Annotated in this window: 25 protein-coding genes; 5 read left to right on the forward strand and 20 right to left on the reverse strand. The window is 39.0% G+C overall.

Features of this window, described 5'->3' with window-relative positions; genetic code table 11:
* The 5 genes from HMPREF2728_RS06730 to HMPREF2728_RS06750 all read right to left on the reverse strand — a co-directional run.
* Window positions 1-3,756 (reverse strand): Spy0128 family protein (locus HMPREF2728_RS06730; protein ID WP_148130298.1); only part of this gene is annotated, 3,756 nt, incomplete at its 3' end.
* 412 nt (window positions 3,757-4,168) lie between these two features.
* The gene (locus HMPREF2728_RS06735; protein ID WP_075227432.1) at window positions 4,169-4,804 is read right to left on the reverse strand and encodes an SGNH/GDSL hydrolase family protein; all 636 of its coding nucleotides are present in this window, start codon (window positions 4,802-4,804) and stop codon (window positions 4,169-4,171) included.
* 1 nt (window position 4,805) lies between these two features.
* Window positions 4,806-5,630 (reverse strand): HAD family hydrolase, encoded by an 825-nt coding sequence (locus HMPREF2728_RS06740; RefSeq protein WP_075227433.1) that lies wholly within the window; start codon window positions 5,628-5,630, stop codon window positions 4,806-4,808.
* A gap of 99 nt (window positions 5,631-5,729) precedes the next feature.
* Entirely contained in the window at window positions 5,730-6,740 is a 1,011-nt protein-coding gene (locus tag HMPREF2728_RS06745) for a hypothetical protein (protein WP_075227434.1), read from the reverse strand.
* A 50-nt stretch (window positions 6,741-6,790) separates the two neighbouring features.
* Window positions 6,791-8,110 carry a CapA family protein gene (locus tag HMPREF2728_RS06750; protein WP_075227435.1) on the reverse strand — a complete coding sequence of 440 codons (1,320 nt, stop codon included), beginning with the start codon at window positions 8,108-8,110 and terminating at the stop codon, window positions 6,791-6,793.
* A 160-nt stretch (window positions 8,111-8,270) separates the two neighbouring features.
* Here HMPREF2728_RS06750 and def point away from each other — a divergent pair, with 160 nt between their 5' ends.
* Window positions 8,271-8,882: a peptide deformylase gene (def, locus tag HMPREF2728_RS06755; protein ID WP_001272935.1), complete on the forward strand. Its 612-nt coding sequence runs from the start codon at window positions 8,271-8,273 to the stop codon at window positions 8,880-8,882.
* A gap of 44 nt (window positions 8,883-8,926) precedes the next feature.
* Window positions 8,927-9,655 (forward strand): 23S rRNA (guanosine(2251)-2'-O)-methyltransferase RlmB, encoded by a 729-nt coding sequence (rlmB, locus tag HMPREF2728_RS06760; RefSeq protein ID WP_075227644.1) that lies wholly within the window; start codon window positions 8,927-8,929, stop codon window positions 9,653-9,655.
* A 181-nt stretch (window positions 9,656-9,836) separates the two neighbouring features.
* On the opposite strand, the gene trxB is transcribed toward rlmB, so the two are convergent.
* From trxB to HMPREF2728_RS06795, 7 genes are all read right to left on the reverse strand, one after another.
* Complete coding sequence (trxB, locus tag HMPREF2728_RS06765) at window positions 9,837-10,748, reverse strand: thioredoxin-disulfide reductase (protein WP_075227436.1); 912 nt, start codon at window positions 10,746-10,748, stop codon at window positions 9,837-9,839.
* Between the two features lie 65 nt (window positions 10,749-10,813).
* Window positions 10,814-11,038 (reverse strand): DUF4059 family protein, encoded by a 225-nt coding sequence (locus HMPREF2728_RS06770; RefSeq protein WP_000960970.1) that lies wholly within the window; start codon window positions 11,036-11,038, stop codon window positions 10,814-10,816.
* A gap of 79 nt (window positions 11,039-11,117) precedes the next feature.
* Window positions 11,118-11,861: an amino acid ABC transporter ATP-binding protein gene (locus HMPREF2728_RS06775; protein WP_075227437.1), complete on the reverse strand. Its 744-nt coding sequence runs from the start codon at window positions 11,859-11,861 to the stop codon at window positions 11,118-11,120.
* A complete protein-coding gene (locus HMPREF2728_RS06780; RefSeq protein ID WP_045762916.1) occupies window positions 11,861-12,661 on the reverse strand; it encodes an amino acid ABC transporter permease in 801 nt (266 codons plus the stop codon). The genes HMPREF2728_RS06775 and HMPREF2728_RS06780 overlap by 1 nt, the downstream gene beginning before the upstream one ends.
* A 156-nt stretch (window positions 12,662-12,817) precedes the next feature.
* Window positions 12,818-13,174 carry a Spx/MgsR family RNA polymerase-binding regulatory protein gene (locus HMPREF2728_RS06785; RefSeq protein ID WP_075227438.1) on the reverse strand — a complete coding sequence of 119 codons (357 nt, stop codon included), beginning with the start codon at window positions 13,172-13,174 and terminating at the stop codon, window positions 12,818-12,820.
* Window positions 13,175-13,186: 12 nt separating this feature from the next.
* On the reverse strand, window positions 13,187-13,678 hold the full coding sequence (locus HMPREF2728_RS06790) for a methylated-DNA--[protein]-cysteine S-methyltransferase (RefSeq protein ID WP_075227439.1): 492 nt from the start codon (window positions 13,676-13,678) through the stop codon (window positions 13,187-13,189).
* 13 nt (window positions 13,679-13,691) lie between these two features.
* Entirely contained in the window at window positions 13,692-14,192 is a 501-nt protein-coding gene (locus HMPREF2728_RS06795) for a GNAT family N-acetyltransferase (protein ID WP_075227440.1), read from the reverse strand.
* Between the two features lie 134 nt (window positions 14,193-14,326).
* Between HMPREF2728_RS06795 and HMPREF2728_RS06800 the strand changes: the two genes are divergently transcribed.
* Together HMPREF2728_RS06800 and HMPREF2728_RS06805 are read left to right on the forward strand one after the other, a co-directional pair.
* A complete protein-coding gene (locus HMPREF2728_RS06800; protein WP_075227441.1) occupies window positions 14,327-14,782 on the forward strand; it encodes a DUF1836 domain-containing protein in 456 nt (151 codons plus the stop codon).
* Window positions 14,772-15,419: a PAQR family membrane homeostasis protein TrhA gene (locus tag HMPREF2728_RS06805; protein WP_075227442.1), complete on the forward strand. Its 648-nt coding sequence runs from the start codon at window positions 14,772-14,774 to the stop codon at window positions 15,417-15,419. The genes HMPREF2728_RS06800 and HMPREF2728_RS06805 overlap by 11 nt, the downstream gene beginning before the upstream one ends.
* A gap of 29 nt (window positions 15,420-15,448) precedes the next feature.
* On the opposite strand, the gene pdxT is transcribed toward HMPREF2728_RS06805, so the two are convergent.
* The 6 genes from pdxT to HMPREF2728_RS06835 form a co-directional block, all read right to left on the reverse strand.
* Window positions 15,449-16,021, reverse strand: coding sequence for a pyridoxal 5'-phosphate synthase glutaminase subunit PdxT (pdxT, locus tag HMPREF2728_RS06810; protein WP_075227443.1), 573 nt, complete (start codon window positions 16,019-16,021; stop codon window positions 15,449-15,451).
* Window positions 16,022-16,897: a pyridoxal 5'-phosphate synthase lyase subunit PdxS gene (gene pdxS, locus HMPREF2728_RS06815; protein WP_006153788.1), complete on the reverse strand. Its 876-nt coding sequence runs from the start codon at window positions 16,895-16,897 to the stop codon at window positions 16,022-16,024.
* Window positions 16,898-17,035: 138 nt separating this feature from the next.
* Complete coding sequence (locus HMPREF2728_RS06820) at window positions 17,036-17,668, reverse strand: Pr6Pr family membrane protein (RefSeq protein ID WP_075227444.1); 633 nt, start codon at window positions 17,666-17,668, stop codon at window positions 17,036-17,038.
* Window positions 17,669-17,670: 2 nt separating this feature from the next.
* Window positions 17,671-18,009, reverse strand: coding sequence for a zinc ribbon domain-containing protein YjdM (locus HMPREF2728_RS06825; protein WP_075227445.1), 339 nt, complete (start codon window positions 18,007-18,009; stop codon window positions 17,671-17,673).
* Window positions 18,010-18,148: 139 nt separating this feature from the next.
* Window positions 18,149-18,820 carry a (d)CMP kinase gene (gene cmk / locus HMPREF2728_RS06830; protein WP_075227446.1) on the reverse strand — a complete coding sequence of 224 codons (672 nt, stop codon included), beginning with the start codon at window positions 18,818-18,820 and terminating at the stop codon, window positions 18,149-18,151.
* 8 nt (window positions 18,821-18,828) lie between these two features.
* Complete coding sequence (locus tag HMPREF2728_RS06835; RefSeq protein ID WP_075227447.1) at window positions 18,829-19,317, reverse strand: SAG1386/EF1546 family surface-associated protein; 489 nt, start codon at window positions 19,315-19,317, stop codon at window positions 18,829-18,831.
* Window positions 19,318-19,362: 45 nt separating this feature from the next.
* On the opposite strand from HMPREF2728_RS06835, the gene HMPREF2728_RS10395 reads away from it, so the two are divergent.
* Entirely contained in the window at window positions 19,363-19,560 is a 198-nt protein-coding gene (locus tag HMPREF2728_RS10395) for a ferredoxin (protein WP_075230460.1), read from the forward strand.
* Between the two features lie 105 nt (window positions 19,561-19,665).
* On the opposite strand, the gene HMPREF2728_RS06840 is transcribed toward HMPREF2728_RS10395, so the two are convergent.
* Both HMPREF2728_RS06840 and galE read right to left on the reverse strand, forming a co-directional pair.
* Window positions 19,666-20,595, reverse strand: coding sequence for a glycosyltransferase family 2 protein (locus tag HMPREF2728_RS06840; RefSeq protein WP_075227448.1), 930 nt, complete (start codon window positions 20,593-20,595; stop codon window positions 19,666-19,668).
* A 1-nt stretch (window position 20,596) separates the two neighbouring features.
* The gene (gene galE / locus HMPREF2728_RS06845; protein WP_049528682.1) at window positions 20,597-21,616 is read right to left on the reverse strand and encodes a UDP-glucose 4-epimerase GalE; all 1,020 of its coding nucleotides are present in this window, start codon (window positions 21,614-21,616) and stop codon (window positions 20,597-20,599) included.
* Window positions 21,617-21,687: the final 71 nt, after the last annotated feature.

Below are 21,687 nucleotides of genomic sequence, written 5' to 3' on the forward strand. Positions count from 1 at the left end.
TGCAAGAGCTTTGCTGAAGTCAAATTGAGCGGTGACTGGAGCTACTGCATAGTTGTTGAATTCAGTATCTTCTGGCATAGTAACTGCAGCGTTCAAAAGACCAGTTTGTGCGTCTTTTGTGACATTGACAGTCACAACTGCGTTCATTGAATCGTAATCGATGTTGGTATCTGTTCCAGCTTTTTCACGTACAGTGTAAGTATGTGTACCTGCAACAGCGTATGGGATTGCATCGAATTGGATTGAACCATCAGCCGCATTTTGTTTGGTTTGAATCACATTGCCATTTTCAAGCAATTCGAATGTGAAGGCATTGTCTTCAAGAGTCTTACCTTCCAAACGTTTTGTGAAGCGGAATTGCGCTTGTGTTGCAGCAGGTGTGAAAGTATTGTTGAACTCTTTATCTGCTGGAAGTGTTGCTACAGCTGTAAGTGCATGACCTGATTTGGTAACAGTAACTGTCACGTTAGCCTTCATGGTGTCATAAGTCATACCAGCTTCTTTTGTTTCTGGGATAACTTCTTCTACAGTGTACTTGTGATCACCAACTTGAGCATTTGTAAATGTCAAGGCATCAAATTTAACCTTACCAGCGGCATCATTTTGTTTTGTTTGGATAACAGTGCCATCTTTGTCTTTCAATACAAAGCTAAATTCACCAGCCTTAAGTGTACGACCTGCAAGAGCTTTGCTGAAGTCAAATTGAGCTGTTACTGGTGCCACTACATGGTTGTTAAAGACTTTATCATCTTCACCAGTTGCTTCACCACCAGTAGAGGTCATTGCAGTTTTAGCTGACAAAAGACCAGTACTTGCATCTTTGGTTACAGTTACTTTAACTGCGATAGTCATTGCATCGTAGTCTACATCAGCTTTATTGCCCTTCACTTCTTTTACAGTATAGTTGTAGACACCTGCTTGGTCAAATGACAATTCGCTGAAGTTAATCTTACCATTAGCTTTATTTGTTACAGTTTCATTAACATTGTTATCACCAGTCAAAGTGAAGCTAAAGTCACCTGCACTCAAGTTACCATTTGAGAGTGATTTATCAAACTCAAGGTTTACTTTAACAGGAGATGGTGTGAAGGTATTGTTGAATTCTGTATCTGCAGGAAGTGTGTTTGTTGCTTTAAGAACGTGACCTTCTTTAGTAACAGTGATCGTTACTTCAGCTTTCATTGGGTCATAAGTCATTCCTGCTTCAGAACCTTGAACTTCTTCTACAGTGTACTTGTGAGTACCAACTTGTGTGTTGTCAAAAGTCAAATCATCAAAGGCTACTACACCTTCTTTAGTATTTGTCTTGGTTTGAAGGGTCTTACCAGTTGAATCTTTCAATACGAAGCTGAATTCACCAGCTTTCAACTCACGACCTGCCAGAGCCTTACTGAAGTCAAACTTAGTCTTAACTGGAGCTACAACATAGTTGTTGAAGACCTTGTCATTCTCACCCTCAGCATGACCACCTGTTGATGTATAGACTGCTCCAACTTCTAGTTTATCCTGAGCATTTTGTGTAACGGTAACTGTAAGAGTAACCTCCATACCATCATAGTCAACATTCGTATCTGAACCAGCAACTTCTGTAATCTTATAAGTGTAAGTACCTGGTTTTTCGAATGTTAGTTGGCTAAAGGTTGCCTTACCATTTTTGTTGGTAACTGTTTCTTGATGTGTGCCACCTTCTTGTTTAAGGGTAAAGCTAAAATCACCATCATTTAAAGTACGTCCTTCAAGGACTTTACTTACTTCAGGGGTGTAGGTTACTGGATCTACTTTTTCATAGTAGTAAACTGTTTCCGTATATGGCGTCAATCCATTAAGTAAGTCAACGTTTGTACCCATACCGAAATTTCCTCTTTTCAACTGTTCATTTGGAGAAAGGTATCCTATATTATCTCCTAAGAATGGGACAAACACCGTTTTCTTAGGTGTGTATCCTGAAGCTGTTTGGAAGCCAAATGGAGTTTCCTTACCGTTTGGATAGTTTACTCCGTTTGTAGTTGTGAAAGGAATTGTGTACAAAGGTGTCTTCTGGACAACCAAATCTTCTGTATTTACCTTTCCAGGTTTTATAGGTTTGGTTTCTGCTAGTAGCATATAGCCATCTGTACTTAATGAACCGTCAGAACGCTTGCTTTGTTGCTTTGGATCAAGAAGATAGACACGAACGACAACTGAACCATCTTCTCCGACGATTTCTTTGATACGCTTGATGCCCGCACGCTCCGCATCCATGAATTTAGTCCCAACAACATATGGACGAGAAACATAACCCGTCATACTATCAGCAGGAGCTTCTTGATAGAGTTTGTAACCTGCAAACTGACGTTTACCTGAAGCAGTGAAGTTTTGACCTTCTGTAGCTGTCAATGTATACTTAGCTAATTCAACTTCATTACCATTCGCCTCATAATCTTGAACAGTTGTGTCTGTTTTACTAGCATTATAGGTAGGATTGGCTTTGTCGACTACTTTATAGTAAGTGCTTTTGGTAACAACTTTTGGAAGTTTGAAGTTACTATCTGTAATCGTGCGTCCATTATAGGTAGGCTCAACTACGTTTATAATATCAGTAGTTGTACGAGCATTATAAACTGCGTTATAAAGTGCTTGTTCTGTTGGTGTAAGTTCATGACCAGGCTTTACTAGAGATGCAATTTTATCAGCTACCTTATAGCCTGTTTGTAGAAAAGGCTGAGCTGTTTTATCTGCTGCTGTAGAAGTCTGATAGTCAACTTGGAAGGTCAACTCAGAGTTTGACTTAGCTGTTGTCGTAGAGAACTGCTGAACACCACTTGTTGCAGTGATTGTCTTTGTTTCTACAATAGCACCTGTATTCTTATCGATTAGTTCAACGACAGAATCTGTTGACGTACTAAAGTTTTTATAGATGCGGACATAGTAGTTAGTATTGTAGCGTTGATTAAATCTTGTAAGGTCAAGTATACTAAAAGTATAAACATCACCTTCTTTTCGCTGATAGCCTGATGGGACATTTTGAGACCTAACAGATGCACCAACAGGATCTGACATATCCGGATCTGCTGTTTCACCTTCTTTAAGTGTGGTTGTAGTTGCTAATGCTTCTGTATTATGGTCAGTTGCAGCACGGCGACGGCGACGACCACCATCTGTAGCCAAAGCACCAGCATTCACAGTATTTTCCGCTGCTAAGGCAAGGGTTGCTTTATCAACGAGTGGTTTTTCCTCAACCTTAGTTGCTCTAGCATTAGTATCAAGGATAGTTGCCTCTGTTACAGCTGAAAGTTCTGCTTTGGGCTCAGATTTTTCCTCTGGTTTAGATTCAGTCTTTTCTTCTGCCTTAGGCTTAGCTACTACAACTTCTTCTGCTTTTGAAGTAGTTGTTGCTACTGGCTTAGAAGACTCTGGTTTTGCCTCAGGACTAACAGATGTTTTTTCCTTAGGTTTTTCAGCTTTTGTTTCTTCAGATTTTGCTTCAGTTGATTCTGATTTTGCTTCTTCAGGCTTAACTTCAGGTGTTGAAGGTTCTAACCTAGCTTCTAAAGATTCGGTAACAACTGTATTCTCAACGTCGGTGGCTGACTCTTTCGACTGATTTTTGTCGATGAGTTCAGTATTCTCTCCAGAATTTCTTTGTGCTACAATCTCAGATGCTTTTACAGCACTACCGTTAGCCATCAAAAAGCTAAGGGTTGTTCCTAAAAAAACTGATGCGACCCCAACTTTATATTTTCTTAAAGAAAATCGTTGTTGCTCTCTTCTTATCATGTGATAAGTTCTCCTTTTTTAAACATTTTTACTAATAATATGTAAGAATATTTGGAATTTTCAGAAAAGAAAACACTTTCCTCCACATTAGAGTAACGCCTTCAGTATACCATATTAGCACCTTTTCTAGCAAGAATAGGGATTTCATAAACGGGTTAAGTTGTGTATATTATGCATTTCTATAAGAATGAATATACGCATCCATATCGTGTTCATCAGAGACGTATTTTTTGTGGAAATGTGCTATTTTAGCATTTATATTTTAAAATAACTCTCAAACAAGGATGGTTTCTATGTAAAAAAACTCTAAATTTCATAAGTAAATAATTTTTATTCACTTAAAAAATTTAGAGGAATTTTTATTTTAGCAAAATTAATTTACTGTAATGAATATATCATATTCATACTGTTGCTAAAAAAGATAGTCTTTTAACTCATTTGAAAGAACCTGATAACCAGCAACACTTAGGTGTAGGCCATCGGTTGTGTAGGTAGGTTTTAATTGTCCAGCTTCATCTAAGAAGCTATCAAATACTGGGATATATTCAACCTGCATATAGGCAGAGGCAAGGTCTTGATAGGCTTGGTTCCACGCCTTGATTTTCTCATTGGTACGAATATACACTGTCTGTTTAAAGTCCTCACCTTCATTGACAGGCAAGATAGAAACTAGCTTTATCTGTGACAGTGGGTAGTCGCGAGAAATGGTTTGAATCACACTCTCGAGATTGGTCAGCGTTTGACTCATTGGAATATCTTTTCCAATGTCATTTGTCCCAATCAAAATCACAATTTGATCCACTGCATCACCATAGAGGTGGGCATCAAGGTTATCTAGTAAAAGTCCGGTCTGATAACCACGAATACCTCGATTCACAATGGTTTTTGACGTTCCCAATAATTCTTGCAAGGGATAATATTCAATAATGGAATCCCCGATAAAAATGATATCTGGATCAATTACCGAAATTTGATTGAGTTCACGATACTTGGTTTGAATTTTTTCCTGCTCTTTTAAGAGCCAATTTTCTAATAGCTGTACTGCCAAGTTATTCTCCTCTTTCTAACCAGTTCTCTAAAACTTTGTAAACACCTGCCTGACTGTTGGCTGGAGCTACTTTTGTCGCAACTCTCTTAACAGCCTCTTCTGCATTTTCCATTGCGTAAGAAATACCTGCCAACTCTAACATTTCAATGTCATTTTCACTGTCTCCAAAAGCCATGATTTGTTCAGGTTTTAAGTTCCAACGTTTAAGCAATTCTTCTAAGCCCCAGGCCTTATGAATCCCATCTTGTAAGATATCAATACAACCATATCCACTAGAAACAGCTCGCACATGATCATCAAATAAGTCATTGATTTCCTGTAAAACCGAATCCAATCGTTCTTCACCAACAACCATACTCATCTTGAGAACACCACCGAAGAGTTTAGAGTCAAATTCATCGACGAAGTGCATCCGTTGATAGAGCTTTTCAATCATCTCTGGAGTCATAAATTTATCTAGTTCTGTAAAAACAGTACCTTTCTTTACAAAACCACCATTCATAGCAGTTACGACAAACTGATCCTGACATTCTCTACCTTTAAAATGGCCCAAAGCCCTATCAACCATGGCATCATCCCAAGTTTGTGCTTGAAGCAATTGATCATTTTCAAATATACGAGCACCATTAGCAACCACGAGAACGACTCTCTTTGATAAATGATCCAATAATTGCCGCATACGATGAACTTCATTTCCCGTTGCAATGACAAAACGAACTCCACGTTGATCTAACTTATCCAATATTTTTTCTAGGCGTGGAAGATCTAGTTGACCTCTCTGGTCTAGCAAGGTTCCATCCATATCTGTTGCAATCAATTTTATCATACAATCTAACCTTTTCCCTTTCAAGGGGGTGCATCTTAAATCCTAGTATAATTTCTTTTATTATACCACACAGATAACATGAAACATAATACCAAAAAATTAAGAGAGGTTTTGTAATGCTACCGAAGAATTTAAAGTGTATTTTTTTCGACATTTCTTAATATCTTTAGTTACTAATAAATTTTTTAGTTCATCCAAAGTTACTCCGTGGTCTATATAACTACCCCAATAAAATCTAACTATTCTTTTGGGACATACCTGTGAGTATTGAGAATTAACTTCACCAACCACTAGTCTAAACTCCCTTTGAGTTTCATACTCTTCTCCTTTTGCAAATAATAGTTTATTTGGGTTTACTAAAATATCATTTTTATTGAAAGGATATTCCTTTGATTTATAGTATTTTACAATCCCAGATTTAATTCCTTTTATCTTTTGAACTCCTCTACATAGAACATCAAAAGGAATCCAAACCCAAGGTCTTAGCCTTCCTAAATCATCCAATGCGATTGAACCTTTTTCACTGGATGTATCCAATAAAGAATCTATAAATGTCTGAGATAAATTTCCTTCTGGAGTTATATCTGACTCATAAACTGTAACAAAGCATGAAATACGCCATGTAGCAGCGTCAGGATTCACTAACTTAATAGTTAGCTCGTCAAAATCATAAATCGGTTTCCCCATTGGGTTAAAGGATTTAATTTTAAATCTAGATGGGTAAATAACAACATCAGATTTATGTTCAATTAAAGATGGAACACATTCATCCTCTATTTTTTGACGCACCTTTTCCTCTGAATAAACATCCAATTCATCTAGAAAATTTACCATTATAGAATTTAAATTTCGATCTTTTTGATTTAAATATCGAATACCTACAGGTGAAAAAATTGTATAATCATGTCGCACATAGATTGGATTCCGATTTTGTAAAAATGCTACTCTTGAGGCACTTCCTTCTTCCGCCTGTTGAGCTATCGAGCCATTTTCTCCGAACCATTTATAATCTTGAAAAAATACATTTCCTTTTATTAATTCCTGAAAATGCGCTTTCCCATTTGAAGATTTAAAATCTGAGAACTTTAAAAAACCAACAATCTGACTCATAGATTAACTCCCAATAAATTTCCTCCAATTATACTACAGTTAGGGGGTACCTACCACTTCAAACCTACATGCTCGTTCATTTCTTTATAGGCTGTATCAATCCGTTGCTTGGTGACCTCGTCTAACTGACTACGGTATTTCCCACCCTCAATAAAATCTTCCAGGATATAAGTTTGGTAAAGATAGAGTGGGTAGCCTTCTGGAGAATAGCCTCCCTTTGGAGTTCGACTCACCCAGCTTGGATGGGCTTGTGCAGTTTCGATAGTCGTTTTACCAGATTTCTTCTTAATGGTCACATCCATGAGAACTCCACGTTCCGTCCACTTGGCATTTTCAACATCCTGCATGGTTTCAATCCGTTGATTTGAGATGAAATTCCCCATAGAGTAAATGATAAGCTTTTTATCACCGTCTTTTTCAACCGTTTCAGCTGGTTCAACAACGTGAGGGTGACCACCAAAGATAATATCTGCTCCCCAATCAATCATTTTATGGTAAAGTTTCTTTTGCTCCTCAGTCGGCTCAATTTGATACTCAACTCCCATCTGAGGCATGATAATTGTAATATCCGCCTCCTTCTCTGCTCGTTCAATTTCAGCCTTCATTTTATCTTCGTCTAAGTCTGAAAGATAACGATTATAATCCTCTTGAGAAATGCTTTGTTCAATGCCGTTAAAACCATAGGAATAAGCTAAAATAGCAACTTTAATACCATTAACTTCCTTGATAACTAAAGGAGCCTTATCTCGTGATTCATGGGTATAGACCCCGACCGGTGTCATTCCTGCCTTTTCAATAGCATCTGCAGTTGAAACGACTCCCTCAATCTGAGAATCCAAGATATGATTGTGAGCCAAGTCTAGCACTTGATAGCCTGCATCTTTTATAGCATCCATAACTTCACCAGGTGCATTAAATAATGGATAACCCGCAAGATAGTGGTCTTTATTTACAGTTCCTTCAAAATCACCAATGACTAAGTCAGCTTGCTTCAGCCAGGGTTTTACATACTCAAAATTTTCATGGAAATCATAGGTGCCGTCTGATTTTTTGGCTGAAATGTAGATAATGTCATGATAGAGCAAATCACCATTTGCCATGATACGCGCACTCGTTTCTTGTTCCGTCTCTGCATTCTTTGCCTGAGAACTTGACTCTTGGTGTGCGGAACTTGGATCACTACTGCTTAAAGAAATCCCTCGAGCTCCTTCCACTAATAAAGTAAGCATCATCGAGACAGCTACCGAAGCTAACAAGACCACAATAAAAGTGCGATTATTCCACTGCTTATAGTTCCTGAAAAACCGAACGGAATGTCTAATAGCTTGTAAAACGGGACCATTTTTGCTTCTACTACTACGTTGTTCCATATCTTTTCTCCCATAATTTCAAAGTCATATTTCTTACTCTATTATACCACAGACAAATAGGTATTTTCTTTTATTATATTATTTTTTAGCAACTTCTGTGACTTTCTTTCTCATCTGTTTTGTGTTATCATGTAATTGTAATAGAAGGAAAGGAAAGAATATGTCTGCTATAGAACGAATTACCAAAGCTGCTCATTTAATCGATATGAAAGATATTATCCGCGAAGGGAACCCTACTCTTCGTGCCGTTGCCGAGGAGGTCAGTTTCCCTTTGAGTGATCAAGATATCATTCTTGGAGAAAAAATGATGCAATTTTTGAAACACTCGCAAGATCCTGTTATGGCTGAAAAATTAGGTCTACGTGGAGGAGTTGGACTTGCTGCACCGCAGCTCGACATCTCAAAACGCATCATCGCCGTACTGGTACCGAATATCACTGAGGAAGGGGAAACTCCTCAAGAAGCCTATGACTTACAAGCTGTTATGTACAATCCTAAAATCGTCTCACACTCAGTCCAAGATGCTGCCTTAGGCGAAGGAGAAGGTTGCTTGTCTGTTGACCGTGCTGTTCCAGGTTATGTTATCCGCCACGCTCGAGTAACTGTCGACTATTTTGATAAGGATGGAGAAAAGCACCGCATCAAACTTAAGGGCTATAACTCTATTGTAGTTCAACATGAAATTGACCACTTAAATGGCATTATGTTCTATGATCGTATCAATGAAAAAGACCCATTTGAAGTTAAAGATGGCCTGCTCATTCTTGAATAAAGAAAATCCCGTTGCAAGACGGGATTTTGTGTTATAATGAAGATATGAAAACAAACGATATTGTCTATGGCGTTCATGCCGTCACAGAAGCTCTTTTAGCAAATACTGGAAACAAACTCTACCTTCAGGAAGATTTACGAGGAAAGAATGTGGAAAAAGTTAAGGAATTGGCTACTGAAAAGAAAGTATCCATTTCTTGGACTTCCAAAAAATCACTTTCTGAGATGACTGAAGGAGCTGTTCACCAAGGTTTTGTCTTGCGCGTTTCTGAATTTGCCTACACTGAACTTGAGCAGATTCTTGCTAAGACACGCCAGGAAGAAAACCCACTACTACTAATCCTTGATGGTTTAACGGACCCACATAATCTTGGTTCTATCTTGAGAACAGCGGATGCAACCAATGTTTCAGGTGTTATCATTCCCAAGCACCGAGCTGTCGGCGTCACTCCTGTCGTAGCAAAAACAGCAACAGGTGCGATTGAACACGTTCCCATTGCCCGCGTTACCAATCTCAGCCAAACCTTGGACAAACTCAAGGATGAAGGCTTCTGGACATTTGGTACTGATATGAACGGAACTCCTTGCCACAAATGGAATACAAGTGGTAAAGTCGCCCTCATCATCGGAAATGAAGGCAAAGGTATCTCAAGCAACATCAAGAAACAAGTAGACGAGATAATTACCATTCCTATGAATGGTCACGTACAGAGCCTCAATGCCAGTGTTGCTGCTGCCATTCTCATGTACGAAGTATTCCGAAATCGACTCTAATAAAAAGTGAGGTTGGGACAAAAGATCCCGACCTCACTTTTTATTAGCAATCAAACTTTGACGCGGTAGCTGATTGAACTTTTTGTTCGTCTTTTAGACTCCAAAAAGCTCCTAATCATCCTCGCGGGGCTGGGACTACGAAATCGAGACTTTGTCTATCGATTTCCGTCCCACCTCCTTTTTAACTATGTTCAGTAATATATTTATAGGCCTCTTGACCTGCAATAGCGCCATCTCCAACTGCAGTTGTGACTTGACGAAGGTCTTTCTGACGAACATCACCAACAGCAAAAATACCTGCAACGCTTGTTTTCATGTGGTCGTCTGTCACAATCCAACCCGCTTGGTCTCGAATCTGCAACTCTTGGACGAAGTCACTAACTGGATCCAATCCAACATAGATGAAGACACCACCAAAGGCATGGTCTGTCACTTGTCCTGTTTTAACATTTTCAATGGCAACCGACTCAACACGGTTTTCACCCTTGATTTCTTTGACAACCGAATCCCAAATGAAGTTGATTTTTTCATTGGCAAAAGCTCTATCTTGCAAGACTTTTTGAGCACGTAGTTCATCCCGACGGTGAACAATGGTTACAGATTTTGCAAACCGTGTTAAGAAGATAGCCTCTTCAACTGCTGAGTCACCTCCACCTACAACCAACAAATCTTGGTCACGGAAAAAGGCTCCATCACAAACCGCACAGTAAGAAACACCACGGCTATTGAGTTCTTCTTCACCTGGAACTCCCAAGAGACGGTGTTTGGAACCAGTCGCTACGATAACTGTGCGAGTTTCATAAACTTGGTCGTCTGTTACGACTTTTTTGAATTCGCCATAATCCTCAACATTTTCAACGAAACCATAGAGATGTTCAACACCTAGATTTTCAAGAGGTTCAAACATCTTTTCTGCTAATTCTGGGCCACTGATATTGGCATATCCTGGATAGTTTTCAATGTCAGAAGTATTATTCATCTGACCTCCTGGAAGGCCCCCTTCAATCAAAGCAACTTTCAGATTACTGCGTGCTGCATACAAGGCTGCAGTCATCCCAGCAGGACCTGCACCGATAATAATCGTATCGTACATTCTCTTTCCTTCTTTCTTGTTGTAACTATTTTTATTCTAACGAATTAAATCCCATTTTACAACTATTAAGCCTTGAGAACCAACAAGATGCTCATGGTTGCAAATGACAATACTGGAATGGTCAAAACTCCAATCATAATCATATCGTAGAGATGGGCTTGACGTGCTTTAGCAGTTTTGTCAACCCCCGACAGAGCTCTAAGTCCAATCCAGAGTCCCAAAATAATCAAGACCAGTAGAATTGTCAACACTAAACTCTCTAAATACAAAGCAAATAGCTGAACTAGCATGCTCTCTCTCGTTTCTATTAATTTTAAAGAGCAAACCCAGTTAGCCTAGCCAACTGAGTCTTTCTTATCTTCTATTATATCAAATATAGATCCGTTTGTAACTAGCAAAGAATTCTTTTGTTCGTTCTTCTTTAGGATGATTGATAATCTCATCTGGTGTTCCAGACTCAATAATCTTTCCTTTATCCAAGAATAAAACCTTATCGGCTACCTGAGAAACAAAGGACATATCGTGACTGACCAAAATCATAGTTTGACCTGATTTGGCAGCATTAGCAATAGATCTTTCTACCTCACCAACTAATTCTGGATCAAGAGCTGAAGTAGGTTCATCCAAGAGCAAGATTGCTGGCTTCATGGCTAAAGCACGCGCCAAAGCTACCCGTTGTTTTTGTCCACCTGATAAGTGGCGAGGATAGTGCTGTTGACGATCAGAAAGACCAACCTTAGCCAACTCTTCTTTAGCAATCTTAGTTGCTTCTTCGTCGGAAAGTTTTTTAACAACTACCAAACCTTCCCTGACATTATCTAGAGCTGTTCTACGTTCAAATAAGTTGAACTGTTGGAACACCATGGACAACTTGCGACGAAGAGTCAAGATCTCATCTTGAGTGATTTGAGAAAAGTCGACTTTAAAGTCATCAATCTGAATGCTTCCACTATCAGGTGTTTCCAGATAATTTAGGCTACGAAGAAAGGTAGATTTTCCTGCTCCAGATGAACCAATCAAAGCAACTACTTCCCCTTTTTGAATATCTAAATTCAGATGATCCAAGACGGTTTGACCTGAAAAGGATTTGCTTAAATTTGAAATCTTAATCATTAGCGAAGGTCTCCTTTCACATCTGTTTTCACATTATCTGGTGCTTCGATTGCCATTTTTCTCTCAATAAAGCGACCAAGATTTTCAATAGCGATATTTACCACCCAGTATACAAGGGCAACTGAGATGAAACGTTCGAAGTAACGGTAGTCTGCACCACCCAAAATCTGAGCTTGGGCAAAGACTTCTACAACACCCGCACTAAAGGCTAGGGAAGTACCCTTAGTCAAACCGATTAGGGAGTTAATCAAGGTTGGAGTCGCTACTACCGCTGCATTTGGAATAATGACTCGACGATAAACTTGTGCACGTGTCATTCCAAGACTACGAGCGGCTTCAATCTCTCCAGGATTAACAGAAAGAATAGCGGCACGGATAGTTTCACTAGCGTAAGCTGCTTCGTTAAAAGCAAAAGCTACAATTGCAAAAGCTGCAGCCGGAATCGCATTGATATTAAAAGCAGTTCCCCATTGTTGATTCAACGCTTTTAATGCTAGAGGAATTCCATAGTAAGTCAACATCAGCTGCACTAGGATTGGTGTCCCTTTTAAGAAACTAACAAAGAATGCTTGTAATGGATAAAGAATTCTAACGCGATTAATTTTTACAATAGCAAAAACCAAAGCCAAGATGATACCAAAAAAAGCACCAAATACTGTCAACATCAATGTTGTTGGCAATTGTTGTACAATTCTTGGAATCCCATCAAAGACAGAACGAAAACTGAACAGTTTACCGTCTGGAATATACTGCATCAAGTTTTGGTACCAATCTGATGCTAAAAGTGTTGTAACATTCATAGAAACATCCTCTCCTGATAATGAATCATTCTATCATACTTCTGCCTAGATTTAAAATATTTGCTACGTGCAGAAGAGACTTTGTCTACCTACTAGTTTATCATACTTTAAAAGTGTGAGGTTATATATTTTACCTATCAAGGAGATAGAAAAAAACTATTTCAAATCCAAGTTGTCGTAGGTTTTACGATAGCCAATTTGTTTAACAACACCATTCTCCACTAATATTGGACGTTTTAATAACATACCATCACCGGCCAAGAGTTTGGCTGCTTCTTTATTGGATAAAGTCCCAACTTTATCTTTTAAGCCCAGTTCACGGTATTTAATTCCACTGGTATTGAAAAATTGCTTCAACTCAAATCCTGAAGTTTCGATCCAGTTTAAAATGACCTTTTCACTCGGAGTTTCTTCTACAATATGAACATCTTTATACTCTAGCCCGAGTTGATCTAACTCTTTTTTGGCTTTCTTACAAGTTGTACATTTTGGATATTCGATAAATTCTAACATTTTCTTTCCTTTCTATTTCTTATTTTCTTGAAATGCTGCACCTTCATGCTTTAAGAGCCAAGCCTTCTTGTCAATTCCTGAAGCATAGCCTGTTAGACGATTACCAGCACCTAATACGCGGTGACAGGGGACAAGAATAGACCAGGGATTGCGCCCTACTGCTCCTCCGATTGCTTGTGCAGAAGCTACTTGCAAGTCCTTAGCTATTTGTCCATAAGTAACAGTCTGACCAAAAGGAATTCCACGCAAGTAGTTCCAGACTCTTTTTTCAAAGTCACTACCAACAGGAGCCAAAGGTAACTGAGACAAATCTTGATTTTGTCCTTTAAAATAAGCATCTAAATAGCTAGCAATCTGATTTAAGATGGGATGACTTTTCACCTCAACTAGATTACACACCGACAAACCTCGCTCAAAATGGCTCTGTGCTTCAACCCATATCCCAAACAGATAGTGATCATCTGCTATCAAAGATAAGATTCCAATCGGAGACTTGTACAGCATCTTTGCATACTTCTTAGGCATTTGATTTTAATTTTTGATAGGCCAAACGTTCCCCATCTACTGGAACTTTACCGACCTGCTTAAAACCAAGCTTTTCAAAGATATGTTGCATGGCCTTGTTTTTAGCGTGTGTATCTGAACGAAAATCTAGGTAATCAAAGCCTTCAATCAAGCCTTCCAAGAAGGTCTGGGCAACACCTTGTCCTTGCACATCACTAGCGACAGCAATACGGTGAAAAACTAGATACTCTGACTCTCTTCCTTCCCAGCTTCCATCATAAATGGCTTCATAGGCTTTTTCTGGACTCTTGGTTACTGCTGCATAAGCTAAGAGCTCTCCTTCTTCCAGGGCTACATAAGCCTGACCTGAGATAATATCTTCGATAATCGTATCAGTATTTGGATAACCATTTTGCCACTGAGTGCTACCAGCTTCCGCCAAGCATTTTTTAGCTTCCTCAATCACTTGCATAATTGCATCTACTTCGTTTGGAAAGGCTAAACGAATTTCCATCTTATCTCCTCTTTTCTGACTAGTTTCTCTCATCATAGCATAATTTAAGGCTTTCTACAAGCAGTTAAAACTTGACTTTTGATTTCTATTATTTTATAATCTAGTTATCAAAACTAGATAAACAGGAGTTGGAAATGAAATTTACTTTTTCCTACCCAGAATGGGACGAAATTCCAAACATTGATCTCTATTTGGACCAGGTCCTACTTTATGTGAATAAAGTTTGTTCCCCTATTTCTCTTGCTAAAGAAAAAGGTTTAACTGCATCAATGGTGAACAACTATGTCAAACACGGCTATATCAGCAAACCTGAAAAGAAAAAATACCAACGCAAACAAATCGCCCGATTGATTGCTATCACAACGCTCAAGTCTGTTTTTTCAATCCAGGAAATTGCTCAAACCCTTAATACCCTACACACAGAGACTAACTCAGAAGAGCTTTACAATGCTTTTGTAGACTATATGAATGAGGACCTAGACCCAGCCAATCCTATTATCCAAGCAAGTTGCCAAACGGTCAAACTCTATCATCAAACACTAGTACTAGTCTATACAGAAAATGAAGAGGAGGAAACAAATGAATACTAGTTTTAAACTCAGTAAACGCCTTAGTTTTGGAGAAGAAATAGCAAACAGTGTCACCCATGCTGTAGGTGCTGTCATCATGCTCATCTTACTTCCTATCTCATCCACTTACAGCTATGAGGCTCATGGTCTTTTATCTTCTGTAGGTGTCTCCATTTTTGTCATTAGCCTCTTTCTCATGTTCCTTTCATCTACTATTTATCATTCTATGGCTTATGGTTCAACTCATAAGTATGTCTTGCGCATTATCGACCATTCCATGATTTATGTTGCGATTGCTGGCTCTTATACTCCTGTCGTTTTGACCTTGATGAATAACTGGTTTGGTTACCTGATTATTGCTATCCAATGGGGAACAACTATTTTTGGTATTCTTTATAAAATTTTTGCCAAAAAAGTCAATGAAAAATTTAGTCTAATTCTCTACTTAATCATGGGTTGGTTAGTTGTGGCTATCCTACCAGCAATCATCAGTCAAACAAATCCAATCTTTTGGACTCTTATGGTATCAGGTGGTCTTTGCTATACAGTTGGTGCTGGATTTTACGCTAAGAAGAAACCTTACTTCCACATGATCTGGCATCTCTTCATCCTAGCAGCTTCAGCTCTCCAATACATTGCCATTGTTTATTACATGTAAAAATAGGCCGGGAAAATCCCGACCTATTTTTATTTGCACATGTTGATAAAGTATTGATGCAAGCGAAGATCATTTGTCAATTCAGGATGAAAGGAAGTCACTAGCATATTATTTTCTTGAGCTGCAACGATTTGATGATTCACTACTGCCAGAACATCAACACCCTTACCAACTTCACTAATAATAGGTCCACGGATAAAGGTCATGGGAATTTTGCCAACACCCTTACATTCTGCTTCGGTATAAAAGCTTCCTAGCTGACGTCCATATGCATTGCGCTCAACTATTATATCCATAGTCGCTAGATGACTTTCCTCTTGAGAAGTGATTTGTCTCGCTAGCAAAATCAAACCAGCACAAGTCCCAAAGACTGGTAAACCATTGAGAATAGCCTCTCTTAGAGGGAGTAGCATATTCTGGTCACGTAGGAGTTTTCCCATAGCTGTCGACTCACCTCCTGGCAAAATCAAACCAGACAGATTACTCTGATGCTGCAGAAAATCTTCTAGGTTTCTCAGTTCAACACTTTCAACTCCTAGTTCAGCAAGCACTTTTTCGTGTTCTACAAAGGCACCTTGCAAGGCCAATATTCCGATTTTCATCTATTTTCCTCGCTCAGCCATGAGAATTTGGATTTCATTCTCATTGATACCAACCATGGCTTCTCCCAAATCTTCTGAGATTTGAGCTAAAATTTGAGGATTTTGATAGTTTGTGACTGCCTTGACAATGGCTGCTGCACGTTTAACAGGATCACCTGACTTGAAAATCCCTGAACCAACAAAGACACCTTCTGCACCTAGCTGCATCATGAGAGCAGCATCTGCTGGTGTTGCAACTCCTCCAGCTGCAAAGTTGACAACTGGTAATTTCCCATGTTCGTGGACGTATTGAACTAATTCTACTGGAACTTGGAGTTCTTTTGCTGCGACATAGAGTTCATCTTCACGGAGATTTTGAATGCGACGAATTTCTTGATTCATCATACGCATATGGCGGACTGCCTGAACGATATCTCCTGTTCCAGGTTCCCCTTTTGTTCGAATCATTGAAGCTCCTTCAGCGATACGACGCAAGGCTTCTCCTAGATCTTTTGCACCGCAAACAAAAGGAACTTGGAATTCTTTCTTATCCACATGGAAACGATCGTCAGCTGGAGATAACACCTCACTCTCATCGATATAGTCAATCTCGATGGCTTCTAAAATCTGTGCTTCGACAAAATGCCCAATTCGAACCTTGGCCATAACTGGAATGCTGACTGCTTCTTGGATTTCCTTGATCATCTTTGGATCGCTCATGCGAGAGACACCACCAGCTGCACGAATATCCGCTGGGATTCGCTCCAAGGCCATAACCGCTGCTGCACCTGCAGCCTCTGCAATTCTTGCTTGTTCAGGATTTTGAACATCCATAATGACGCCACCTTTAAGCATCTGTGCCAAATTTTTATTTAATTCATAACGATTTTCAGTCATTTTCTCTTCCTCAATAGTTGTATTGGTAGCTACAGTTTTATTGTAAGGTAGAAATGACTCAAGAACAAGATAAAAAAAAATGATTTGTCCGGGTACAATTATATCAATCATCAAAAAAAGTACCCATATAAGGTACTCTTATTTCTTAGATTTTTTAATGTTTTTAACAAGATAAAACAGATATCCTGAAACCATATAGGCAACAAAGATATTGGCTGCCCATCTAAAGACAAATCCCCAACCATATTTATTGGCATTCAAGAAGAAATAAGGGAAGGGACTATCCTTAGCGTTAGGAACGTCCATCTTTAGAACAAAGCCGTTTAAGATTGCAAATCCCATATAGAGCAGTGGTAAAACTGTCCATACAATAGGATCAAACCACTTATATTGACGACTCTTATCAAAAATGATGGTATCAACTAGAAACCAGAGGGGTACGATATAATGGCAAAGGAAGTTTTCCAAACGGTAAAAATCTTTTGTCAAGGGAGCCAACATGAAATGATAGATGACACAGGTAATCATGATACTCATGGTGATACCACCCTTGAGTCGCAAAAGACTTGAACTTTGCCAGTGGTCACCCTCACGTCGCATCTTCCATAAAAGATAACCCGTAAAAATCATCACCAAGAGGTTGGAAAGTACTGTATAGTAGAGCAACATTCCGAAACCACCGTGCTTGGTAATTTCCAGATAAACGCCTGTAAATGCGGCTAAAAACATGAAAGCCCGACTGAAAAAAATTATTTTATTCCAAGCAGTCATGATTAAATCTTTTTAACAAATTCTGATTTTAATTTCATAGCACCAAAACCATCAATCTTACAATCGATGTTGTGGTCCCCTTCAACAATACGGATGTTTTTAACACGTGTCCCTTGCTTAAGGTCTTTTGGAGCACCTTTTACCTTAAGGTCTTTGATCAAGGTTACTGTATCTCCATCAGCCAATCTATTTCCATTAGCATCGATGGCAACAAGGCCTTCTTCAACCTCTGTTTGCTCAGCAGGATTCCATTCATAAGCACACTCTGGACAGACTAGCAAGGCTCCGTCTTCATAGACATATTCTGAATTACATTTTGGGCAATTTGGTAGATTGTTCATTTTATCTCCTTCTATTTTCATGATGGTTTGATTGTCAAATTTTCGTTAACAGAATCTATTATACCTTAAAATTAAAAATTTGACAAATTGCTAAAAAACCGACTCACCACTATCGTGGTAAATCGGTTAGCATTTCAACTTAAAAATGTTTAACTGCTTCTGATTTAATTTTTTCGACAACTTCAAAAATACTTAGTCCTGTCGTGTCCAGATAGATTGCATCATCTGCCTGTTTAAGAGGCGAAGTTTCACGATGACTATCTTTATAGTCACGCGCAGCAATCTCTTCTTTCAAAGTTTCCAAATCTGTTTCGATTCCCTTTGAAAGATTTTCCTTATAACGTCGTTCTGCACGTTCATCCACTGAAGCAACAAGAAAAATCTTCAATTCAGCCTTAGGCAAGACCACTGTACCAATATCTCGACCATCCATGACGATTCCGCCTTGTTGGGCAATTTCTTGTTGAAGAGCTACCAATTTTTCACGAATAGCTGGAATGGCTGCAAAAGCAGATACAGCATTGGTTACTTCATTTTCTCGGATTGGATTGGTAACATCAACGTCCCCAACAAAAACAAGCTGTTCTCCTGTTTCAGCACGACCAAAGCTAATCGGATATTGTTCCAATAATTCAAGAAGTCGAGAAGACTCTTCTGGACTTACTTGGTTGTTCAAAGCGATGTAAGTCGCAGCACGATACATGGCACCTGTATCCAGATAAGTATAGCCAAAGTCCTTAGCGATAATCTTAGCTACTGTACTTTTACCACTGGATGCTGGTCCATCAATAGCAATCTGAATTGTTTTCATCGTCACTCCTATCTTGTCTTAAGGACATCACCAGGATTTGCAAACCAAGTTCCTGAAGACATATGACCAGGGTTCAAGGCTTCAAGCTGGGCAATAGAAATGCCTGCTCTAGCTGCAATAGCTGCTTCACCTTCACCTGCAAGGACAGTAATGGTTCCCTCAGCATTTGTATGTTCCTCTGAACTACTTGAAGAAGTTGATCCTGCTTCAGAACTTGATGCTTCAACTGAACTACTTGATGACGTTGAAGAAACTTCCTCTACCTTAGGCGCAGAAGAATCATGAAAATCTTTCAAGGCTGCTGTACGATCACTTCCACCAGATGACAGGTAGATTAGAATAGCAATCATTCCGACAACGATAACAAAGAAAATACAAGCCAAAATCGTTAAAATACGATTAGCTCCTACTCCTGATTCCTTATTTCCTCTGCTTCTGCGTTCCGAACGACTTTCCTCGATATCGTAAATATCTTCTTGCCATGGTTCCTTTTCCATACCTTACTCCTTGTTTTTTTTCTAATTTCTTATTACAATATAAATATGAAAATCACACTTATACCTGAACGATGCATTGCCTGTGGGCTATGCCAAACCTATTCTGATTTATTTGATTACCATGATAATGGTATTGTGCGTTTCTATGATGATCCTAATCTACTAGAGAGAGACATCCCAGCTAGTGAAGAGCTACTGGAAGCTGTGAAACAGTGTCCCACTCGCGCGCTCATCAAAGATTAATTTGTCATCAGTGGTGATTCGATTTCCAAATCCCACTTCCTCTAGTTTAGCATATTTTTCCAGAAAATTATAGTCTTTTGAAGTACTTATTTTTAGTAAATCTTATCATGACTCACTCTGTTCTTTTATCAGATAGAGGGGTCTTTTTTTCGTTTCCATATAAATTTTACTGATATATTTTCCGAGAATCCCAATCGTCAATAATTGGACACCACCAAGAAATAGAATGACAGCCATCAGAGAGGTCCAACCAGAAGTTGGATTGCCCAGTACGAGAGTACGGACAACTACAAACAATGTCATCACTAAAGCCAGAAAACACGACGAAAGACCAGCAACAAAAGCTAATATTAAAGGAAAATCTGAAAAATTCACAATCCCTTCGATAGAGTAGAAAAAGAGTTGTCTAAAACTCCAACTTGTCTTACCTGCCTGCCTTTCAACATTAGGATACTCTAGATAGTGAATACGGAAACCAACCCAGGCAAAGAGTCCTTTGGAAAAGCGATTGTATTCTGTCAATTCTAACACTGCATCCACAACTGATCTTCTCATCATCCGAAAATCACGAACACCCGATGGAAGAGCTACTGGGCTAATTTTTTGCATAAAACAATAAAAAAGATCAGCGCAGAAACTACGTAAAAAGGGTTCACCCTCTCGACTAGTTCTCCGAGTTCCCACACAGTCCAAATCCGGATTCTGATCTAGTAGTTCCTTCATCTCAAGTAAGAGGCTTGGTGGATCCTGAAGGTCTGCATCCATAACCACCACCAAATCTCCTGTTGCTTGTTGTAAACCTGCATATATGGCCGCTTCCTTCCCAAAATTACGCGAGAAAGAGATATAATGTACTGTAGGATTTTTCTCTCGATAAACCTTTAAAAGGTCCAAAGTCTTATCAGTCGAACCATCATCTACAAAAATGTATTCGATTTCTGTTCCCAAATCTGGGATCAGTGCTTCAAGAGTTTGATAAAAAAGAGGAAGTACTTCCTCTTCGTTTAAACATGGGACTATGATTGAAATCATCATCTTAATCTTCAAATCCGTTTGGATGTTGACTTTGCCAACGCCAAGCATCTTCACACATCTCTGTAATTCCAAGTTCTGCTTCCCATCCTAGCTCTTCCTTAGCTTTTGCTGGATCGGAGTAGCAAGCTGCGATATCACCCGGACGACGTTCAACGATACGGTAAGGAATTGGACGACCAACTGCTTTTTCCATATTTTGGATAATTTCAAGAACAGAGTAACCTTTTCCTGTACCAAGGTTGTAAATATTTAGACCTGAACCTTTTTGAAGTTTCTTAAGGGCCGCAACGTGCCCTTTTGCTAGGTCAACGACGTGAATATAGTCACGTACACCTGTTCCATCTTCTGTATCGTAGTCGTCTCCAAAGACCTGAACTTGTTCCAACTTACCAACTGCAACTTGTGTCACATATGGAAGAAGGTTATTTGGAATACCGTTTGGATTTTCACCCAAATCACCGCTCTTATGCGCACCGATTGGGTTGAAGTAACGAAGTAAAACAACGTTCCACTCTGAATCTGCTTTATAGATATCTGTCAAGATTTCTTCCAGCATTAGCTTGGTACGACCATATGGATTTGTAGCTGAAAGTGGGAAATCTTCTAGGATTGGGACTGTATGAGGATCTCCATAAACAGTTGCTGATGAACTGAAGATGATATTCTTACAGTTTGTCTCTTCCATAACTTTCAAGAGACTGATAGTTCCAGCGATATTGTTATCATAGTAGGCAAGTGGGATACGTGTAGACTCACCTACAGCTTTCAAACCAGCAAAATGAATCACACCTGTTGGTTCTTCATGTTTGAAAATATCACGAAGTGTATCTGTGTCACGAATATCTGCTTCGTAGAAAGGAATTTCTACCCCAGTGATTCTTTCGACTACTTCAAGACTTTTACGACTACTGTTTACCAAATTATCTACTACAACTACTTGGTGTCCAGCTTGGATTAATTCAATGACAGTGTGAGTTCCGATAAAACCTGCTCCACCTGTTACCAGAATTTTTTCTTGCATTTTATTTCCTCAATTCTTGGATTATTTTTTTCATTTTACCATTTTTGATAGGGAAAGTCATTTACTTTCCT

It is taken from the genome of Streptococcus sp. HMSC061D10, from assembly GCF_001808865.1.
Taxonomy (GTDB): Bacteria; Bacillota; Bacilli; order Lactobacillales; family Streptococcaceae; genus Streptococcus.

What these genes read in the sequence shown, in the direction of transcription:
- rlmB (WP_075227644.1), top strand. Translation starts at nt 8,927, where the DNA reads ATGAAAACAAACGATATTGTCTATGGCGTTCATGCCGTCACAGAAGCT.
- HMPREF2728_RS06780 (WP_045762916.1), bottom strand. Translation starts at nt 12,661, where the DNA reads ATGAATGTTACAACACTTTTAGCATCAGATTGGTACCAAAACTTGATG.
- HMPREF2728_RS06745 (WP_075227434.1), bottom strand. Translation starts at nt 6,740, where the DNA reads ATGAGTCAGATTGTTGGTTTTTTAAAGTTCTCAGATTTTAAATCTTCA.
- HMPREF2728_RS06805 (WP_075227442.1), top strand. Translation starts at nt 14,772, where the DNA reads ATGAATACTAGTTTTAAACTCAGTAAACGCCTTAGTTTTGGAGAAGAA.
- def (WP_001272935.1), top strand. Translation starts at nt 8,271, where the DNA reads ATGTCTGCTATAGAACGAATTACCAAAGCTGCTCATTTAATCGATATG.
- HMPREF2728_RS06750 (WP_075227435.1), bottom strand. Translation starts at nt 8,110, where the DNA reads ATGGAACAACGTAGTAGTAGAAGCAAAAATGGTCCCGTTTTACAAGCT.
- HMPREF2728_RS06795 (WP_075227440.1), bottom strand. Translation starts at nt 14,192, where the DNA reads ATGGAAATTCGTTTAGCCTTTCCAAACGAAGTAGATGCAATTATGCAA.
- trxB (WP_075227436.1), bottom strand. Translation starts at nt 10,748, where the DNA reads ATGTACGATACGATTATTATCGGTGCAGGTCCTGCTGGGATGACTGCA.
- cmk (WP_075227446.1), bottom strand. Translation starts at nt 18,820, where the DNA reads ATGAAAACAATTCAGATTGCTATTGATGGACCAGCATCCAGTGGTAAA.
- HMPREF2728_RS06775 (WP_075227437.1), bottom strand. Translation starts at nt 11,861, where the DNA reads ATGATTAAGATTTCAAATTTAAGCAAATCCTTTTCAGGTCAAACCGTC.
- HMPREF2728_RS06840 (WP_075227448.1), bottom strand. Translation starts at nt 20,595, where the DNA reads ATGATGATTTCAATCATAGTCCCATGTTTAAACGAAGAGGAAGTACTT.
- HMPREF2728_RS06820 (WP_075227444.1), bottom strand. Translation starts at nt 17,668, where the DNA reads ATGACTGCTTGGAATAAAATAATTTTTTTCAGTCGGGCTTTCATGTTT.
- pdxS (WP_006153788.1), bottom strand. Translation starts at nt 16,897, where the DNA reads ATGACTGAAAATCGTTATGAATTAAATAAAAATTTGGCACAGATGCTT.
- galE (WP_049528682.1), bottom strand. Translation starts at nt 21,616, where the DNA reads ATGCAAGAAAAAATTCTGGTAACAGGTGGAGCAGGTTTTATCGGAACT.
- HMPREF2728_RS06770 (WP_000960970.1), bottom strand. Translation starts at nt 11,038, where the DNA reads ATGCTAGTTCAGCTATTTGCTTTGTATTTAGAGAGTTTAGTGTTGACA.
- HMPREF2728_RS06800 (WP_075227441.1), top strand. Translation starts at nt 14,327, where the DNA reads ATGAAATTTACTTTTTCCTACCCAGAATGGGACGAAATTCCAAACATT.
- HMPREF2728_RS10395 (WP_075230460.1), top strand. Translation starts at nt 19,363, where the DNA reads ATGAAAATCACACTTATACCTGAACGATGCATTGCCTGTGGGCTATGC.
- HMPREF2728_RS06740 (WP_075227433.1), bottom strand. Translation starts at nt 5,630, where the DNA reads ATGATAAAATTGATTGCAACAGATATGGATGGAACCTTGCTAGACCAG.
- HMPREF2728_RS06785 (WP_075227438.1), bottom strand. Translation starts at nt 13,174, where the DNA reads ATGTTAGAATTTATCGAATATCCAAAATGTACAACTTGTAAGAAAGCC.
- HMPREF2728_RS06790 (WP_075227439.1), bottom strand. Translation starts at nt 13,678, where the DNA reads ATGCTGTACAAGTCTCCGATTGGAATCTTATCTTTGATAGCAGATGAT.
- HMPREF2728_RS06825 (WP_075227445.1), bottom strand. Translation starts at nt 18,009, where the DNA reads ATGAACAATCTACCAAATTGCCCAAAATGTAATTCAGAATATGTCTAT.
- HMPREF2728_RS06835 (WP_075227447.1), bottom strand. Translation starts at nt 19,317, where the DNA reads ATGGAAAAGGAACCATGGCAAGAAGATATTTACGATATCGAGGAAAGT.
- pdxT (WP_075227443.1), bottom strand. Translation starts at nt 16,021, where the DNA reads ATGAAAATCGGAATATTGGCCTTGCAAGGTGCCTTTGTAGAACACGAA.